Raw genomic sequence first — 18,140 nt, forward strand, 5'->3', positions numbered from 1 at the left:
GCTGGCCGGCAACCGCAGGCAGCCCGTGGGGCGCCAGCCTGCCGGCCAGCGGCCGGCACTACCCTTTGCGCCCATTCACCCACCTGAGTGAAATCTGACCGGTCCGGGCATTTTTGCTGCACTGCAAAATGCCATACGCTACCGTCTGGTCCTAGTATCAAACAATCGTTTGATTAAGGTCCGCCCGCCGATGGCCAAACCCGCCCACTTCTCGACCAAGGACCGGATCCTCGGCGCGGCCGAGGAGCTGTTCGCACAGCACGGCTTCGCCGGCACCTCGCTGCGCCAGGTGACGAGCCAGGCCGACGTCAACATCGCCGCGGTCAACTACCACTTCGGCTCCAAGGAAAACCTGGTCAACGAGGTGTTCCGCCGCCGCATGGACGAGATGACCGGCGCGCGCCTGGCGCAGCTCGAGCGCGCCCGCAGCGAACACCCCGGGCAGCTGCGCCCGGTGCTGGCCGCCTTCGTCGAGCCGGCACTGGCGCTGGCCCAGGACCGCCAGAACGGCGGCGCCTTCGTGCGCGTGATCGCCCGCGCCTACGCAGAGAAGAACGACAACCTGCGCAAGTTCCTGTCCGACCACTACGGTCACGTGCTGCGTGCGTTCGGCAAGGCGATTGCCGAATGCGCACCCGACCTGAGCAAGGAAGAGCTGTACTGGCGCCTGGATTTCCTGGCCGGCTCGCTCACCTATGCCATGGCCGACTTCGGGCTGATCAAGCGTCCCGCCGGTGTCACCGAAGCGGCGCATCGTGCCCATGCCGCCCACGAACTGATCCATTTCGCCGAAGCCGGGTTCCGCGCCGCCGCACGCGCCAGCGCCCTGCCCGCTTCCCCTTGATTCCACCCAGTAACTGCTGACCAACAAAGGCCCTACACCATGTCCAATTCCCTGCTAGTCCGCCGCGCCGCCGTGCTGGGTGCCGGCGTCATGGGTGCCCAGATCGCCGCCCACCTCACCAACGCTGGCGTCGACACCGTGCTGTTCGACCTGCCCGCCAAGGAAGGTCCGGCTGACGGCATCGTGCTGAAGGCGATCGCCAACCTGGGCAAGCTGAGCCCGGCGCCGCTGGCCAGCAAGTCGCTGGCCGAAGCCATCACCCCGGCCAACTACGAGTCCGGCCTGGAGCAGCTGAAGGACTGCGACCTGATCATCGAGGCCATCGCCGAGCGCATGGACTGGAAGCAGGACCTGTACAAGAAGATCGCGCCGTTCGTGGCCGACCACGCGGTGCTGGCCTCCAACACCTCGGGCCTGGGCATCAACAAGCTGGCCGACGTGCTGCCCGAGCAGCTGCGCCACCGCTTCTGCGGCGTGCACTTCTTCAACCCGCCGCGCTACATGCACCTGGCCGAGCTGATCCCGGCCACCACCACCGACGCCGCCGTGCTGGAAGGCCTGGAAGAATTCCTGGTCACCACCCTGGGCAAGGGCGTGGTGTACGCCAAGGACACCCCGAACTTCATCGGCAACCGCATCGGCGTGTTCTCGATCCTGTCCACCATCCACCACACCCAGCAGTTCGGCCTGGGCTTCGATGAAGTGGACGGCCTGACCGGCCCGCTGGTCGGCCGCCCGAAGTCGGCCACCTACCGCACCTCCGACGTGGTCGGCCTGGACACCATGGCCCACGTCATCAAGACCATGGGCGATACCCTGCCCAACGACCCGTGGCATGAATTCTTCAAGTCGCCGAAGTGGCTGGACGCGCTGATTTCCAAGGGCGCGCTGGGCCAGAAGACCGGCGCCGGCATCTTCCGCAAGGTCGGCAAGGACATCGTCGTCCTCGACCTGGAAAAGCAGGACTACCGCGCTGCTGATCGCACCGCCGCACCGGAAGTGGTCGAGATCCTGAAGATCAAGAACCCGGCCGAGAAATTCGCCAAGCTGCGCGAAAGCCAGCACCCGCAGGCGCAGTTCCTGTGGGCGACCTTCCGCGACCTGTTCCACTACAGCGCCTACCATCTGGCCGACATCGCCGAGACCGCGCGCGACGTCGACCTGGCCATCCGCTGGGGCTACGGCTGGTCGCTGGGCCCGTTCGAAACCTGGCAGGCCGCCGGCTGGAAGCAGGTGGCGCAGTGGATTGCCGATGACATCGTCGCCGGCAAGAGCATGAGCAACGCCCCGCTGCCGGACTGGGTGTTCGATGGCCGCGACGGCGTGCACGCCGCCGAGGGCAGCTACAGCCCGTCGCGCAACGCCAAGCTGCCGCGCTCGTCGCTGCCGGTGTATCAGCGCCAGCGCTTCCCCGATCCGCTGCTGGGCGAGAAGTTCGCGCCGGGCGAGACCGTGTTCGAGAACGACGGCCTGCGCATGTGGCACGACGGTGATGGCATCGCCGTGGTCAGCTTCAAGACCAAGATGAACACCGTGTCCGACCAGGTGCTCGACGGCCTGCAGGAATGTGTCAGCCGCGCCGAGAAGGACTTCCAGGGCCTGGTGATCTGGCAGCAGAAGGAACCCTTCTCCGCCGGCGCCGATCTGGCCGGCGCGCTGGGCCTGCTGCAGGCCGGCAAGGTCGACCAGTTCGAAGAGATGGTCGCCAACTTCCAGCGCACCAGCCAGCGCATCAAGTACTCGCTGGTGCCGGTGGTGGCTGCCGTGCGTGGCCTGGCGCTGGGTGGTGGTTGCGAGTTCCAGATGCACAGCGCCAAGACTGTGGCCTTCCTGGAAAGCTACATCGGCCTGGTCGAGGCCGGCGTCGGCCTGCTGCCGGCCGGTGGTGGCCTGAAGGAACTGGCCGTGCGCGCCTCGCAGGCCGCTGGCCCGGGCGGTGACGTGTTCGCCGAACTGAAGAAGACCTTCGAAACCGTGGCGATGGCCAAGGTGTCCAACTCGGCGGTCAACGCCAAGGAACTGGGCCTGCTGCGCAGCACCGACAAGGTGGTGTTCAACAGCTACGAGGCCCTGCACATCGCCAAGGCCGAAGCGCGCGCCCTGGCCGAAGCGGGCTACCGTCCGCCGCTGCCGGCACGCCGCATCCAGGTCGCCGGTGACGTGGGTATCGCCACCTTCAAGATGATGCTGGTCAACATGCTGGAAGGCCGTTTCATCAGCCCGTACGACTACGAGATCGCCGAGCGCATCGCCACCGTGCTGTGCGGCGGCAAGGTCGACCGCGGCACCCTGGTGGACGAAGAGTGGCTGCTGACCCTGGAGCGCAAGCACTTCGTCGAACTGGCCCAGCAGGAAAAGACCCAGGCCCGCATCGCGCACATGCTCAAGACCGGCAAGCCGCTGCGTAACTGATTGATGGCGGGTGCCGGCCCCTGGTCGGCATCCCTCTGCCTCTGGTAGGTGCCCACCTTGGTGGGCACTCCGGCTAAAAAATTCGAGAGATCACTGCAATGACCAAGCAAATCCAGGACGCCTACATCGTCGCCGCCACCCGTACCCCGGTTGGCAAGGCGCCCAAGGGCATGTTCCGCAACACCCGCCCCGACGACATGCTTGCGCACGTGCTGCGCAGCGTCGTCGCCCAGGCCCCGGGCGTGGACGTCAACCGCATCGATGACGCGATCATCGGCTGCGCCATGCCGGAAGCCGAGCAGGGCATGAACGTGGCGCGCATCGGCGTGCTGCTGGCTGGCCTGCCCAACACCATCGCCGCGCAGACCGTGAACCGCTTCTGCTCGTCCGGCCTGCAGGCCGTGGCGCAGGCCGCCGACGCGATCCGCCTGGGCAACGCCGACCTGATGCTGGCCGGTGGCACCGAATCGATGTCGATGGTGCCGATGATGGGCAACAAGATCGCGATGGCGCCGAGCGTGTTCGACAACGACCACGTCGCCATCGCCTACGGCATGGGCATCACCGCCGAGAAGGTCGCCGAAGAGTGGAAGGTCTCGCGCGAAGACCAGGACGCCTTCGCCCTGGCCTCGCACCAGAAGGCCATGGCCGCGATCCAGAACGGCGAGTTCAAGGACGAGATCAGCCCGTACGAGATCGTCTCGCACCTGCCGGACCTGGCCGATGGCCAGCGCATCATCACCCGCAACAAGATCGCCGACACCGACGAAGGCCCGCGCCCGGATTCCTCGGCTGAAGGCCTTGCCAAGCTGCGCCCGGTGTTCCGCAACGGCCAGTTCGGCGGCACCGTCACCGCCGGCAACTCGTCGCAGATGAGCGATGGCGCCGGCGCCGTGCTGCTGGCCTCCGAGCAGGCGATCAAGGACTACGGCCTGACCCCGCTGGCTCGTTTCGTCAGCTTCTCGGTAGCCGGCGTGCGCCCGGAAGTGATGGGCATCGGCCCGATCGCCGCGATCCCGAAGGCACTGAAGCAGGCCGGCCTGACCCAGGACCAGCTGGACTGGATTGAACTGAACGAAGCCTTTGCCGCGCAGTCGCTGGCGGTGATCCACGATTGCGGCCTGGACCCGAGCAAGGTCAACCCGCTGGGCGGCGCGATCGCCCTGGGTCACCCGCTGGGTGCGACCGGCGCGATCCGTACCGCGACCCTGCTGCACGGCCTGCGTCGTCGCCAGCAGAAGTACGGCATGGTGACGATGTGCATCGGCACCGGCATGGGCGCAGCGGGTATTTTCGAGGCGCTGTAAGGTTCAAAGCGTTGCCTCGTTGGGCTTCATGGCGTGGGCCGGGTCGGCAGGGCTGCCCGGGACACGCCGTGAACCCATCCGTGGGGGCTCGATGGCGCCATCCATGGCGCCAACGGTCCCGGGCAGCCCTGCCGACCCGGCCCTTCCAGCCTCCCCGCGGCGGAGGAGTGAGCAAAGGCAAGGGCAGTAGAGCCACGCCATGCGTGGATGCTCGCGGAAACGAAAAAGGCAGCCATTGGCTGCCTTTTTCGTTTCTGTTTTTGCCTTTGATTCCGCCCTTCCCGTCCGCGCCCGCAGGAAACATGACAGGCGGGGCGGGTGGGCCTTTGCAGGACCGTTCGCCGCATGGATGCGGCGACCGAGCCCCCATGGACGGGTTTACGGCGTGTCCTGCAAAGGCCCACCCGTCCCGCCCATCACGTATCAATCAAGGCGCAGCACGGAGCGCTTGATAGAACCCTTACTCCGCCAACATCGCCGTCAGTTTCTCCCGCGCCGGCCCTGCCAGCTTCGGGTTGTCCAGCGCGAAGCGGATCGTCGCCTCCACCAGCCCCAGGTGCGTGCCGCAGTCGAAGCGGGTGCCCTCGAAGCGGTAGGCATCGACCTCTTCGGTCTTCAGCAGCTGCGCGATCGCATCGGTCAGCTGGATCTCGCCACCGGCACCACTGCCGGTCTGTTCCAGCAACTCGAAAATCTTCGGGCTCAGCACATAACGGCCAACCACCGCCAGGTCGCTCGGGGCGTCCTCCGGCTTCGGCTTCTCCACGATCTGCGAAATGCGACCCTTGCGGCCGTCGAACGCGTCAGTGGCAACGATGCCGTAGCTGGCAGTCTTGTCGTGCGGCACGTCTTCAACGGCGATCACGCTGGCACCACTGGCCTCGTTGAGGTCGGCCATCTGCTTCAGTGCGCCGTCGCCGCGGTTCCAGATCAGGTCGTCCGGCAGCAGCACCGCGAACGGCTCGTCACCGATCACGGCCTTGGCGCACAGCACCGCATGGCCCAGGCCCAGTGCTTCGGCCTGGGTCACGAAGATCGCGCGCACGCCATTGGGCAGCACATGGCGGATCATCTCCAGCTGCTCCTGCTTGCCGGCGCGCTCGAGCTTCTGCTCCAGTTCGTAGGCCTTGTCGAAGTAGTCGGCCACGGCATGCTTGTAGCGGTTGGTGATGAACACCAGCGTGTCGCAACCGGCTTCAATCGCTTCATCGACCGCGTACTGGATCAGCGGACGATCAATGATCGGCAACATTTCCTTCGGAACCGTCTTGGTTGCCGGCAAAAAGCGCGTCCCGAGCCCTGCCACTGGAAAAACTGCCTTGCGAATTCGCTTGCTCATTGGTGCCTGTTGGCCTCACGTGCCGGAAAGGGCACGACTTTAGCGGATGAAATGTAAGCATCCTGTTCGATGGGAGAGAACTCCGGCATCGTCGCGAACAGGATCTCCTGGATGCTGGTCGTGTCGTAACCAGCCACGGCATCGCGCAGGCGCGGGACATTGCCCAGCACCAGGTCACGCGAGAACGTACGTACACCGGCCTCGAGAATCTTCGGGTGCGCGGTGGAACGGTAGTCCTCGTCCGAATAGAACAGCGTCTCGTGCAGCTTTTCGCCCGGACGCAGCCCGGTGTAGATGATCGGAATGTCCTTGTACGGCTGCTTGCCGGCCAGGCGGATCATCTGCTCGGCAAGCACGCGGATCGGCACCGGCTCGCCCATGTCGAGCGTATAGATCGCACCATGCGATGCCGAAGCGGCCGCCTGCAGGATCAGCTGGCAGGCCTCCGGGATGGTCATGAAGTAGCGACTGACTTCCGGGTCGGTGACGGTCACCGGACCGCCACGCAGAATCTGTTCGCGGAACAGCGGCACGACGCTGCCGGCCGAGGCCAGCACATTGCCGAAGCGCACCGTAACGAAACGGGTATGCGTGGACTTCTGGTCCAGGCTCTGGCAGATCATCTCCGCATAGCGCTTGCTGGCGCCCAGTGCATTGACCGGGTCGACCGCCTTGTCGGTGGAGATGAACACGAAATGCTCAACGCGCGCTTCCAGACAGGCGCGGGCCACGTTCTCGGTGGCCAGGATGTTGTTGCGCACCGCTTCGCGCAGCTGCCGCTCCAGCACCGGCACGTGCTTGTAGGCAGCCGCGTGGAAGGCGGTGTCGACCGGATGCAGCGACAGGGCGTGGCGGATCACCGCCGGGTCACCGCAGTCGCCCAGCACCGCTTCGATCTCGACATCGGGGAAGCTGCGCCGCAGCTCGCCTTCGATGGTCAGCAGCAGCAGTTCGCTGATCTCGAGCAGGATGATGCGGCCGGCACCATGCCGTGCGCACTGGCGGCAAAGCTCGGAGCCGATCGAACCGCCGGCACCGGTGACCATCACCGTACGCCCGCCCAGCCAGCCACGGATCAGGTTCCAGTCCGGCATGATCGGCTTGCGGCCCAGCAGATCCTCGATCGCCACTTCCTTCAGCTGCCCCGGCAGCGACTGGCCCTGCAGGATGTCGCTGAGCTTGGGCACGGTGCGGAACGGCACGCCGGTGCTTTCGCAGATGGCGACGATCCGCTGCATGCCCGCCGCGTCCAGCGACGGAATGGCGATCACCAGCAGCTTCGCCGCCGTCTCCCGGACCACCGTCGGCGCATCGTCCAGGGTGCCGAGGATCGGCAGGCCCTGCAGCTTGGCGCCGCGCAGGTGTGGCGCATCGTCCAGCAGGCCGACCGGCTCGAAATTACCGGAACGGCGCAGGTCACGGACCAGAGTCTCGGCGGCCTGGCCGGCACCCAGGATCAGCACGCGGCGCGCGGACGAGTCCGACTGCAGTGCCTGATAGTCCTTCCAGGCCCGGTACAGCAGGCGCGGCGCGCCCAGCAGCGCCGACAGCGCGAACGGATAGATCACCAGCACCGACATCGGCACGCCGTCGAAGCGCTTCCACATCAGCACCAGCACGATGGCGACCATGCCGATGAAACTGGCCTTGAAGATGTTCAGCAGGTCGCTGACGCTGGCGAACCGCCACAGGCCCCGATAGAGGCCCACGCGCCAGAACACCATGCCCTGCAGCAGCAGCACCAGCGTGGTGTCGACGTTCCAGAGAGGGAGCTCGGGGGCGTTGGCCAGGATCGAATACCGCCCCGCGTGGAGCAGCTGCCAGCATGCCCAGACCATGAACAGGTCGTGGCAGACGATGGCCGAACGCGGCATCAGGCCGAGGATTCTGTCCCGCCAGGGTGAAGCCATAAGTCAGGTATTTCCTTTTGGGTGGCGCAATCCATTGCGCAGGAGGAGCCAGAGGACGCTCAGCGCAATGAACCACGCGAACGCCACGGCAGCCTCCCACCTCGGCTGCAAATTGGAGCAGACATTAAGCACTGTAATACTGAACAGGCCCAAAGCAAAGTACATCCCTGTTACCTGGGCGTGACTGGCTCCTGCCTGCACCGCGCGCTGGTAGACATGCTGGGTATGGGGTTCCATCCAGCGTTGTCCCGAAATGATGCGCGCCAGCAGTGTGAAGCCCGCGTCCACAAGGAACGGCGATGCCGACACCAGCAGCAGGATCCAGTGGATGTCGGTCTTGACGCTGGCCAGTGCCAGCACTGCCGCCACCGCGTAGCCCAGCGCGCCACTCCCGACATCGCCCATGAAGATCCGGGCCCGCGGGAAGTTGAACGGCAGGAAGCCCAAGCAGGCCAGGCCCAACGCGACCGCCGCCAGCGAGTACGGCCAGGGCAGCAGCGGCGCCAGCCCCAGCGCGACCACAATGGCCTGGCTGGCCGCGATGCCGTTGATCCCATCCATGAAATTCCAGATGTTGATCAGCGAGGCGGTGAACAGCAGGACCAGTACGGCCAGCAGCCAGCTGCCACCGTGGACCTTGACCAGCGCGGCCAGCAGCGCGGCGGCGATGAAGTGCACCATCAGGCGGCGCATGGCCGGCAGCGGCCGGTGGTCGTCCCACCAGCCGATACCCGCCACCAGCGCCAGGCCAAGGCTGGCGACCAGCAGGCTCGGACGCGCTTCGGGCCAGGCCCACATGGCAACACCGGCGGTCACCAGCAGGCTGATGACAATGGCGATGCCGCCGCCGCGGGGTGTCGCCACGCTATGGCTGCGGCGCTCGCCCGGCTGGTCAAACAGTTGCCGGCGCAGCGCGTAACCCCGCGCCGCCCAGGTCAGTGCCGCACTCAGCAGGGCCAGGCCCAGCAGCGCGCCCATCACGAGCCACTGCATGGATCAGAGCACCGCGTAGTTCAGCAGCGGCTTGACCGTGCCCCACTCCTTGCAGCTCGGGCACTGCCAGTGGTGGGTGCGCGCACCGAAACCACAACGGGTGCAGCGATAGGCCGGATTGCGCACCAGCAACTGGTCGGTGATGTGCTTCAGGTCGTGCAGGGTCGCCGTGGAATCGGCGCCTTCAGCCAGGGTCAGGTCGATCAGCGCGGACTCGCCACGCACCGACGGGCGATCCTTGAGCTGGCGGCCCAGGTAGGCACGGGCCGGGGCCACACCCTCCTGCTCTTCCATCAGGCGGGTCAGCGCCAGCACCGGGGCGATGCCGCGGTAGTGCTCGGTCATCTCCGACAGGAACGCACGTGCGCCTGCCAGATCGCCGACCTTGCGGTAGTTCTGCATCAGCGCCGGCAGCAGCTCCGGCAGGTATTCGGGGTCGTTGCGTGCGGCACGCTCGAAGGCGCGCACGGCCGCTTCCGGATTGCCGGCATCGGTTTCCAGGCGGCCTTCAATGATGCCGGCACGCACCGACATCGCATCGGCCTGGTAAGCCCGGGCAATCGCTGCCCTCGCCTCTTCCAGCTTGCCAGCACCGCGGAAGCGTTCGGCCAGTTCGCACTCGAACTGCCCGATCAGCTTGCCCATCGGCTCGCCGGTGACGTCCTCGAAACGGGTCGCGTTGTCGATCGCCTTTTCCCAGTCGCGCTCGGCCTGGTAGATACCGATCAGGTGCTTGAGCGCCTGCGGAGCACGCTGGTCCAGCTGCGCCAGTTCGGTGAACACGGTCTCTGCACGGTCCAGCAGGCCGGACTTCATATAGTCCTCGCCCAGCGCCAGCAGGGCCTGCACGCGCTGCGCGTCGCTCAGGTCGTGGCGGTTGACCAGCCCTTGGTGCAGGCGGATGGCGCGGTCGACTTCACCGCGGCGGCGGAACAGGTGGCCCAGCGCGACCTGGGTCTCGAAGGTTTCCTTGTCCAGCTCGGCGATGTGCAGGAACAGCTCGATGGCCTTGTCCGGCTGCTCGTTGAGCAGGTAGTTCAGGCCGCGGAAGTAGGTGCTGGACAGGCGGCTGACCTGGCTGTCACCGTGGCGTTGACCACCACGCCGTCCGATCACCCACCCGGCCAGTGCGGCCAGCGGAACGAACAGGAAGAACCAGAACCACTCGGTGACGAAATCCATCTTCGATCAGCGTCCATCAAAAGATTGGGGGGAAGCAACCGGTGCCGGCGTGGCGACAGCGGACTTGTTGGCGCGGCGCAACTGGCTGTAGAGCGGAATGACCACGCTCACCAGCACCAGGCCGGCACCGACGATGACACCCACCAGCAGCGCGGCGATCAGGGCCACGCCCACCGAGGTATGCAGTTGGGTAAACAGCAGGTTGATCGACATCGCGGTCATGTTGACCGCACCGATGATCAATCCAAGGATCAGAACCGCCAGCAGGACCAGCAGACGAAAAACCTTCATGCGACAGCTCCAGTGGCAGGAGTCCGTAGCTTATCCGACTCGCGGCTGGATTCGCACGCGGTGGCGCGACGGGAGGCTCAGGCCGGATCGGCGTCCAGCGGCAGCACACTGCTGACCCGCTCACGCAGTTCCTTGCCCGGCTTGAAATGAGGGACGTGCTTGCCCGGCAGGGCAACCGATTCGCCGGTCTTCGGGTTGCGACCCAGGCGCGGCGGACGATAGTGCAGCGAGAAGCTGCCAAAACCACGGATTTCGATGCGATCGCCGGCGGACAGCGATCCGCCCATCATTTCCAGCAACGACTTCACCGCCAGATCGACATCATCGGCCTTCAGGTGCGCCTGGCGGCGCGCAAGGATTTCGATCAGTTCGGATTTGGTCATTACCGGCTCACATCAGGGGTATCTCAGCCTGAAACGGCCCGGGCAATGCCCGGGCCGTCCAGGAAACAACGAACAGCGTAAGGCCGATTACTCGGACTTGTTGCCGTTCAGCTGTGCACGCAGCAGCGCGCCCAGCTGGGTGGTGCCGCTGGAAGCCGAAGAGGACTGGTATTCCTCCAGCACTTCGCGCATTTCAGCGTCGTCCTTGGCCTTGATCGACAGCTGCAGGGTACGGCCCTTGCGGTCCATGCCCACGAACTTGGCTTCGACCTTGTCGCCGACCTTCAGGTGCTGGGTGGCGTCGTCAACGCGCTCGTTGGCGATGTCGCGTGCCGAGACGTAACCTTCGATGCCGTCAGCCAGCTCGATGATCGCGCCCTTGGCGTCGACTTCCTTCACCACGCCTTCGACCTTGGAGCCCTTCGGATTGGCAGCCATGTACTGGCCGAACGGATCCTGCTCCAGCTGCTTCACGCCCAGGGAGATGCGCTCGCGCTCCGGATCGACAGCCAGGACGACGGCGTCCAGGGTATCGCCCTTCTTGAAGTTGCGAACGACGTCTTCGCCGGTGGTGTTCCAGCTGATGTCGGACAGGTGGACCAGGCCGTCGATGCCGCCGTCCAGGCCGATGAAGATGCCGAAGTCGGTGATCGACTTGATCTGGCCCGACACCTTGTCACCCTTCTTGTGGGTGGCAGCGAAGGTTTCCCACGGATTGGCGGCAACCTGCTTCATGCCCAGCGAGATACGGCGACGCTCTTCATCGACGTCCAGCACCATCACTTCGACTTCATCGCCAACCTGGACAACCTTGGACGGGTTGACGTTCTTGTTGGTCCAATCCATCTCGGAGACGTGCACCAGGCCTTCGACGCCCGGCTCGATCTCAACGAACGCACCGTAATCGGTGACGTTGGAGACCTTGCCGAAGACGCGGCTGTTGGCCGGGTAACGACGGCCGATGTTGTCCCACGGATCCTCGCCCAGCTGCTTCAGGCCCAGCGAAACGCGGTTGCGCTCGCGGTCGAACTTCAGCACGCGGACGTCCAGCTCGTCGCCGACGTTCACGACTTCCGACGGGTGACGCACGCGCTTCCACGCCATGTCGGTGATGTGCAGCAGGCCGTCGATACCGCCCAGGTCCACGAACGCGCCGTAATCGGTCAGGTTCTTGACGACACCCTTCAGGATCGCGCCTTCCTGCAGCTTGTCCATCAGCTGCTCGCGCTCTTCCGAGTGCTCGCTTTCGACGACAGCGCGGCGCGAGACCACGACGTTGTTACGCTTGCGGTCCAGCTTGATGAGCTTGAACTCGAGTTCCTTGCCTTCCAGGTAGGCCGGATCGCGCACCGGGCGCACATCGACCAGGGAACCCGGCAGGAAGGCGCGGACATCCTTGATGTCCACGGTGAAACCACCCTTGACCTTGCCGCTGATGCGGCCGGTGATGGTTTCGTTCTTTTCCAACGCTTCTTCCAGCTCGTCCCACACCATCGCGCGCTTGGCCTTCTCGCGCGACAGGACGGTTTCGCCGAAGCCGTTCTCGATCGAGTCGAGGGCGACCTTGACGATGTCGCCTTCGGCGACGTCGATTTCGCCAGCGTCGTTACGGAACTGTTCGATCGGCACGATGCCTTCGGACTTCAGGCCAGCGTTGATCACCACGACGTCGCCGCGGACTTCAACAACGGTACCGCTGACGATGGCGCCCGGCTTCAGCTTGGCCAGATTGGCCTGGCTGGCTTCAAACAGTTCGGCAAATGATTCGGTCATTAGATTTACTCTGTTGGACACATGGGTCGGTGGCGTCCCCTTCAGGGGAATGGCGACCGCCCGCCTGTTGGTCGACCCCGGAAACGCAGGTCGTGTGTAGTAGGAAAACCGCCACGCATCATTGCGCGACGGAGCTGGTACAGCACTGCTATGCGCGACCACCACCGATGCTGCTGGCAGTGCTCCCGCGCGAACGGATCAGGCAGCCGGAACCGGAAGCAGATCCATCACTCTGGCAACGACATCTGCGATGCCGATGCCTGTGGTGTCGATGAGGACAGCATCGTCTGCCGGCTTCAGGGGCGCCACGGTACGCTGAGCATCACGGGCGTCGCGGGCCATGATCTCGCGCAGGAGGTCATCAAAGTTAACAGAAACCCCCTTGTCTTTCAACTGCTTATGCCGGCGCTCGGCGCGCTCCTCGGCACTGGCGGTCAGAAAGACCTTGTAGGAGGCGTCCGGGAAGATCACCGTGCCCATGTCGCGGCCATCGGCGACCAGGCCGGGCAGCTCCCTGAATGCGCGCTGGCGCTCCTTCAGGGCAGCCCGGACCTCGGGAATGGCGGCGATGGCCGAGGCCAGCGCGCCGGTGGTCTCCAGGCGCAGCTCGTCGGTGGCATCGGTCCCGTTCACCATGACCCGCATGGCTTCACCCTGCTCGACAAACTGAACGTGGGTATCAAAGGTGCAGCGGACCAGCGCCGAGGCATCGGAGGTATCGATGTCGGCCCAGCTCGCGGCCACGCCCACCGCCCGGTACAGCGCGCCCGAATCCAGGTAATGCCAGCCCATCCGGCGCGCGATGATGCGGCTGATGGTACCCTTGCCAGCCCCTGAAGGGCCGTCGATGGTCAGGACGGGAGCGAGTGGATTCATGGGGTTCCCAGAGCGTGTGAAGGGGTCATTCTAGCCCCTGTCAGACGCCCCCAATGGGATCTTTTGTGCAACCACTTGAAACCACGAGGAAAAGCCCGGTAGAATGGCGGGCTTGAACGAGCGTCAACTGCCGATTGTCTTTCGCATATCGCGGCCACGCTCCACCCGAACAACTACTGTTTACGCCGAGGTATGCCATGAAAGTCCTGTCCTCCCTGAAGTCGGCGAAGGCCCGTCACCGTGACTGCAAGGTCGTGCGTCGTCGTGGCAAGATCTTCGTCATCTGCAAGTCGAACCCGCGTTTCAAGGCGCGTCAGCGCTAAGCCCAACAGCCTTCGCGGCTGCGGCTGGCCCTACGCGGGGCCGACCCGATGCAAAAAGCCGCCTTCGGGCGGTTTTTTGTTTATGCGGCTTTTTCCTGCCGTTTTTGCTGTAATCGCCTTTCTTGACCACTGGGGAGTAGATCGAGATGAAGCGTTACCTGTCCGCCCTGGCCGTGATGGCCGCGCTGGCCGCCGCCACGCCGGCGCTGGCCGATACCCTGCTTGTCGACCGTGCCCGCGAGAAGCCGGCCGGTGCCCTGCCCGTGCGCGGCCAGAGCATGCAGCAGGTACAGGCGCAGTTCGGCGCGCCGAGCGAGCAGCTGCAGCCGCGTGGCGGGCAGAAGCGGCAATGGCCGACCATCAACCGCTGGGTGTACCCGCAGTTCACCGTCTACTTCGAGAAGCAGAAGGTGATCGACGTGGTGGCCAACCAGGCGGACCCGAACGAAATCGGCCCGAAACCGCCGATCCGTTGATCCCTTTACCCGCCCTGGGCGGGCCTGTGTAGCGAGACCATGAACCAGACCCTTCGTTTTCCTGCCGAGTGGGAAGCCCAGAGCGGCGTCCTGATTGCCTGGCCCACCGCCGACACCGACTGGGCCGACCGCCTGGGCCAGGTGGAAGAGACCTACATCGCGCTGGTCGCGGCCATCACCCGCTTCCAGCCGGTGCTGATCTGCGTGGCCGACGACGATGTGGAGACCTATGCCGAGATGCGGCTGCGCTCCAACCGCATCGACATGGACAAGGTCCACTTCACCACGGCGGCCTACGACGATACCTGGTTGCGCGACTCCGGCCCGATCACCCTGCGCCGTGCCGACGGCGGCTTCCAGCTGCTGGATTTCCGCTTCACCGGCTGGGGCGGCAAGTTCGACGCCACCCTGGATGACCAGCTGGTGGGCGTGCTCGACCAGGCCGGCGTGTTCAACGACGCACCGGTGCGCAGCATTCCGTTCGCGCTGGAAGGCGGCGGCATCGAGACCGATGGCGAAGGCACCCTGCTGACCACCTGGAAGTGCCTGCATGAGCGCCACCCGGACCGCGACCGCGCCAGCCTGACTGCCGACCTGGCCGACTGGCTGCAGCAGGACCGCGTGCTGTGGCTGGACCACGGCTATCTGGAAGGCGACGACACCGATGCGCACATCGATACCCTCGCTCGCTTCGCCTCGGCTGACAGCATCGTCTACCAGGCCTGTGACGACGAGAGCGACTCGCACTACGCCGAACTGCAGGCGATGGGCAATGAGCTGGCCGCGCTGCGCACCAAGGACGGCCAGCCGTACCGCCTGTTCCCGCTGCCGTGGGCACAGCCGGTGATCGACGAAGGCCGCCGCCTGGCGGCGTCGTACGCCAACTACCTGATCGTCAATGGTGCGGTGCTGATGCCGGCCTATGGCGATCCGGCCGACGACCTGGCCCGCGATGTACTGGCGCAGGCGCACCCGGGCCGCGAAATCGTGCAGGTGCCCTGCCGCTCGCTGATCTGGCAGAACGGCAGCCTGCACTGCATCACCATGCAGCTGCCGGAAGGGTTGTTGAAGGCCTGAGGATGGGTAGTGCCGGCCGCTGGCCGGCAACCATGCAATGCCTGATGGATTGACGGGGTTGCCGGCCAGCGGCCGGCACTACCAGCACCCATTCAGCGCGCGACACGCCGTCGCCGCCCATCCGCGCTAACATGCAGGTTTTCCCCCGCAGGAACGCCCCGCATGAACTCGCGCAGCCCCCTTACCGTCGCCCTGATCCAGGAGCGCAACCACGGTGATGCCGCCGCCAACCTGGCGGTGATCGAAGCACGCGTGGCCGAGGCGGCTGCGCAGGGTGCCAAGCTGGTGCTGCTGCAGGAACTGCATAACGGCCCGTACTTCTGCCAGCACGAATCGGTGGACGAGTTCGACCTGGCCGAGCCGATCCCCGGCCCGAGCACCGAGCGCCTGGGCGCGCTGGCGAAGAAGCACGGCGTGGTGCTGGTCGGCTCGCTGTTCGAGCGCCGTGCTGCCGGCCTGTACCACAACACCGCGGTGGTGTTCGAGAAGGACGGTACGCTGCTCGGCAAGTACCGCAAGATGCATATCCCGGACGATCCGGGCTTCTACGAGAAGTTCTACTTCACCCCGGGCGACATCGGTTTCAAGCCGATCGATACCTCGGTGGGTCGCCTCGGCGTGCTGGTGTGCTGGGACCAGTGGTACCCGGAAGCGGCACGCCTGATGGCGCTGGCCGGCGCCGAGCTGCTGCTGTACCCGACCGCGATCGGCTGGGACCCGGACGACGTGCAGGACGAGAAGACCCGCCAGCGCGACGCCTGGGTGCTGAGCCACCGCGGCCACGCCGTGGCCAACGGCCTGCCGGTGCTGAGCTGCAACCGCGTCGGCCACGAGGCATCGCCACTGGGCGCGTCGGGCATCCAGTTCTGGGGCAACAGCCACGTGCTCGGCCCGCAGGGCGAATTCCTGGCCGAAGCCGGCACTGACGCCACCGTGCTGCTGTGCGATGTCGACCTGCAGCGCAGCGAGCACGTGCGCCGCATCTGGCCGTTCCTGCGCGATCGCCGCATCGACGCGTACGGTGACCTGCTCAAGCGCTACATCGACTGAGCCGGAGCCCGCGCATGGCCGTCCTCATCCGTGATGCCGGCCCGGCCGACATCGCCGCGATCACCGCGATCTACGCGGTGGAAGTGACCGACTTCGTCAACACCTACGAGTACGACATCCCCGACGCGTCCGAGATGCTGCGCCGTATGCGCGACATCATCGATCGCGGCTTCCCCTACCTGGTCGCCGAGATCGACGGCCAGGTGGCCGGCTATGCCTACGCCAACACCTACCGCACCCGCGTTGCCTACCAGTGGACCGTGGAAAACTCGGTCTACGTCGATGCCGCGTTCCAGGGCAAGGGCGTTGGCACCGGCCTGCTCCAGGCCCTCATCGACGCCTGCGTGGCGCGTGGCTACCGGCAGATGGTGGCGGTGATCGGCGAACCGACCAATACCGCTTCAATCAAGCTGCACGAACGCTTCGGCTTCGAGCTGGTCGGCGTGTTCCGTGGCCTCGGCCGCAAGCATGGCCGCTGGCTGGATACCGTGCAGATGCAGCGCGCGCTCGGCGATGGCGCCGACACTGCACCTTCCAATGAATGAACCCATGACCGAAACCCTTCCCGAGACCGGCGACGACCTCTTCGCCGGCCAGCCGGTACGCGTTGTTGAACGCGACGGCGTGCGCTACACCCTGCTGGGCACCGCCCATGTCTCACGCGCCAGCGTCGAGGCGGTGGAGAAAGCCATCGACAGCGGCCGCTTCGATGCCGTTGCCGTTGAACTGGACCCGCAGCGCCTGCAGGCGCTGAGCGATCCGGACACGCTGGCCAAGCTCGACCTGGTCGAAGTGATCCGCAAGGGCCGCGTGGCCCTGTTCGCCGCCAACCTGGCCCTGTCCGCGTACCAGCGCCGCCTGGCCGAACAGCTCGACATCGAGCCGGGCGCCGAACTGAAGCGCGCGGTGGAACTGGCGCGCGAGCGCAACCTGCCGGTACACCTGATCGACCGTGAAGTCGGCCTGACCTTCCACCGTGCCTCGCAACGGCTGGGCTTCTTCGGCAAGCTGAAGCTGGTCGCCGGGCTTGGCGCAGGTCTGTTCTCATCCGAGGAAGTGGGCGAAAACGAGATCGAGAAGCTCAAGCAGGGCGACATGCTGGAGTCGAGCTTCGGCGAGTTCGCCAGCGAGAGCCCTGCGCTGTACGAGACCATCATCGGCGAGCGTGACCGCTACATGGCCACGCGCCTGCGCGAAGAACACGATCCGCAGCAGCGTGAGGTGCTGGCAGTGGTCGGTGCCGGTCACCTGGCCGGGCTGGCCCGCTACCTGGAAACCGACACCGAAGCACCGGCACCGCTGCGCGCCGAACTGGAAGCGGTGCCGAAGAAGCGCAACATTCCGTGGTTCACGCTGGGCATCCTGGCCATCGTAGCGACCGGCATCGGAGTAGGTTTCTACCGCGGTGGTCTGGGCGTGGGCACCGAACTGCTGGCGACCTGGGCGATGTATACCGGCGGCCTCGCCGGCCTGGGCTGCCTGCTGGCCGGCGGCCATCCGCTGAGCATCCTCACCGCGATCGCGGTGGCGCCGTTCAAGCCGTTCCGCCTGAGCATCCCGACCGGCGCATTCTCGGCCCTGGTGGAAGCGCGCCTGCGCAAGCCGGCGTATGAGGACTTCCTGAAGCTGCGCGACGATGCGCAGAGCCTGAAGGGCTGGTATCGCAACCGCGTCACCCGCGTGGTGCTGACCTTCATGCTGACCAACATCGGCAGCATGCTGGGCCTGTGGCTGACCACGTTCAAGGTGTGGGGCAAGGTCGCCGGTTGATTGCAACGCCCCGCCGGGCATGGCCCGGCGCTACCGGCCGCACGGCGTCTGCGCGCGCGACCGGCAGGTGCCAACCTTGGTTTGCACGCTTTACGCCGACCGCAAAGATCGGCCGAGCATGCTCTGCGCAGAAC

At 65.7% G+C, this 18,140-nt stretch carries 17 protein-coding genes; 9 read left to right on the plus strand and 8 right to left on the minus strand.

The features are described 5' to 3' along the window. Positions 1 to 190 precede the first annotated feature (190 nt). From ACMZ91_RS06595 to ACMZ91_RS06605, 3 genes are all read left to right on the plus strand, one after another. Positions 191 to 844, plus strand: a complete 654-nt coding sequence (locus ACMZ91_RS06595; RefSeq protein WP_006431024.1) for a TetR/AcrR family transcriptional regulator — start codon at positions 191 to 193, stop codon at positions 842 to 844. A gap of 39 nt (positions 845 to 883) precedes the next feature. After that, positions 884 to 3,256 carry a 3-hydroxyacyl-CoA dehydrogenase/enoyl-CoA hydratase family protein gene (locus ACMZ91_RS06600; RefSeq protein WP_049399461.1) on the plus strand — a complete coding sequence of 791 codons (2,373 nt, stop codon included), beginning with the start codon at positions 884 to 886 and terminating at the stop codon, positions 3,254 to 3,256. Positions 3,257 to 3,354: 98 nt separating this feature from the next. Further along, complete coding sequence (locus ACMZ91_RS06605) at positions 3,355 to 4,563, plus strand: acetyl-CoA C-acyltransferase (RefSeq protein WP_049462680.1); 1,209 nt, start codon at positions 3,355 to 3,357, stop codon at positions 4,561 to 4,563. Between the two features lie 460 nt (positions 4,564 to 5,023). On the opposite strand, the gene galU is transcribed toward ACMZ91_RS06605, so the two are convergent. From galU to cmk, 8 genes are all read right to left on the minus strand, one after another. After that, positions 5,024 to 5,902 (minus strand): UTP--glucose-1-phosphate uridylyltransferase GalU, encoded by an 879-nt coding sequence (gene galU / locus ACMZ91_RS06610; protein WP_019336276.1) that lies wholly within the window; start codon positions 5,900 to 5,902, stop codon positions 5,024 to 5,026. Further along, a complete protein-coding gene (locus ACMZ91_RS06615) occupies positions 5,899 to 7,812 on the minus strand; it encodes a polysaccharide biosynthesis protein (RefSeq protein WP_032130079.1) in 1,914 nt (637 codons plus the stop codon). The genes galU and ACMZ91_RS06615 overlap by 4 nt, the downstream gene beginning before the upstream one ends. Before the next feature lie 3 nt (positions 7,813 to 7,815). Further along, positions 7,816 to 8,805 (minus strand): MraY family glycosyltransferase, encoded by a 990-nt coding sequence (locus ACMZ91_RS06620; protein WP_414577919.1) that lies wholly within the window; start codon positions 8,803 to 8,805, stop codon positions 7,816 to 7,818. Between the two features lie 3 nt (positions 8,806 to 8,808). Beyond that, positions 8,809 to 9,987, minus strand: coding sequence for a lipopolysaccharide assembly protein LapB (lapB, locus tag ACMZ91_RS06625; protein WP_005416232.1), 1,179 nt, complete (start codon positions 9,985 to 9,987; stop codon positions 8,809 to 8,811). Between the two features lie 6 nt (positions 9,988 to 9,993). Then, the gene (locus ACMZ91_RS06630) at positions 9,994 to 10,278 is read right to left on the minus strand and encodes a LapA family protein (protein WP_010484569.1); all 285 of its coding nucleotides are present in this window, start codon (positions 10,276 to 10,278) and stop codon (positions 9,994 to 9,996) included. A 77-nt stretch (positions 10,279 to 10,355) separates the two neighbouring features. Then, entirely contained in the window at positions 10,356 to 10,661 is a 306-nt protein-coding gene (locus tag ACMZ91_RS06635) for an integration host factor subunit beta (RefSeq protein WP_005409286.1), read from the minus strand. A gap of 87 nt (positions 10,662 to 10,748) precedes the next feature. Continuing rightward, entirely contained in the window at positions 10,749 to 12,434 is a 1,686-nt protein-coding gene (gene rpsA / locus ACMZ91_RS06640; protein ID WP_005416230.1) for a 30S ribosomal protein S1, read from the minus strand. 198 nt (positions 12,435 to 12,632) lie between these two features. Next, a complete protein-coding gene (gene cmk / locus ACMZ91_RS06645) occupies positions 12,633 to 13,310 on the minus strand; it encodes a (d)CMP kinase (RefSeq protein WP_032130077.1) in 678 nt (225 codons plus the stop codon). A 197-nt stretch (positions 13,311 to 13,507) separates the two neighbouring features. Here cmk and ykgO point away from each other — a divergent pair, with 197 nt between their 5' ends. The 6 genes from ykgO to ACMZ91_RS06675 all read left to right on the plus strand — a co-directional run bounded on the left by ykgO (position 13,508) and on the right by ACMZ91_RS06675 (position 18,006). Further along, positions 13,508 to 13,633 (plus strand): type B 50S ribosomal protein L36, encoded by a 126-nt coding sequence (ykgO, locus tag ACMZ91_RS06650; protein WP_005409283.1) that lies wholly within the window; start codon positions 13,508 to 13,510, stop codon positions 13,631 to 13,633. Between the two features lie 176 nt (positions 13,634 to 13,809). Continuing rightward, positions 13,810 to 14,109: a hypothetical protein gene (locus ACMZ91_RS06655; RefSeq protein ID WP_373695432.1), complete on the plus strand. Its 300-nt coding sequence runs from the start codon at positions 13,810 to 13,812 to the stop codon at positions 14,107 to 14,109. Positions 14,110 to 14,148: 39 nt separating this feature from the next. Further along, positions 14,149 to 15,186: an agmatine deiminase family protein gene (locus ACMZ91_RS06660; protein WP_197656002.1), complete on the plus strand. Its 1,038-nt coding sequence runs from the start codon at positions 14,149 to 14,151 to the stop codon at positions 15,184 to 15,186. Between the two features lie 162 nt (positions 15,187 to 15,348). Beyond that, positions 15,349 to 16,236, plus strand: a complete 888-nt coding sequence (locus ACMZ91_RS06665; protein WP_005409280.1) for a carbon-nitrogen hydrolase — start codon at positions 15,349 to 15,351, stop codon at positions 16,234 to 16,236. Between the two features lie 14 nt (positions 16,237 to 16,250). Beyond that, the gene (locus ACMZ91_RS06670; protein WP_005409279.1) at positions 16,251 to 16,781 is read left to right on the plus strand and encodes a GNAT family N-acetyltransferase; all 531 of its coding nucleotides are present in this window, start codon (positions 16,251 to 16,253) and stop codon (positions 16,779 to 16,781) included. A 4-nt stretch (positions 16,782 to 16,785) separates the two neighbouring features. Continuing rightward, positions 16,786 to 18,006 (plus strand): TraB/GumN family protein, encoded by a 1,221-nt coding sequence (locus ACMZ91_RS06675; protein WP_414577916.1) that lies wholly within the window; start codon positions 16,786 to 16,788, stop codon positions 18,004 to 18,006. Positions 18,007 to 18,140: the final 134 nt, after the last annotated feature.

The sequence above is a fragment of the Stenotrophomonas sp. FR024 genome (genome assembly GCF_047500745.2).
Taxonomy (GTDB): domain Bacteria; phylum Pseudomonadota; class Gammaproteobacteria; order Xanthomonadales; family Xanthomonadaceae; genus Stenotrophomonas; species Stenotrophomonas maltophilia_A.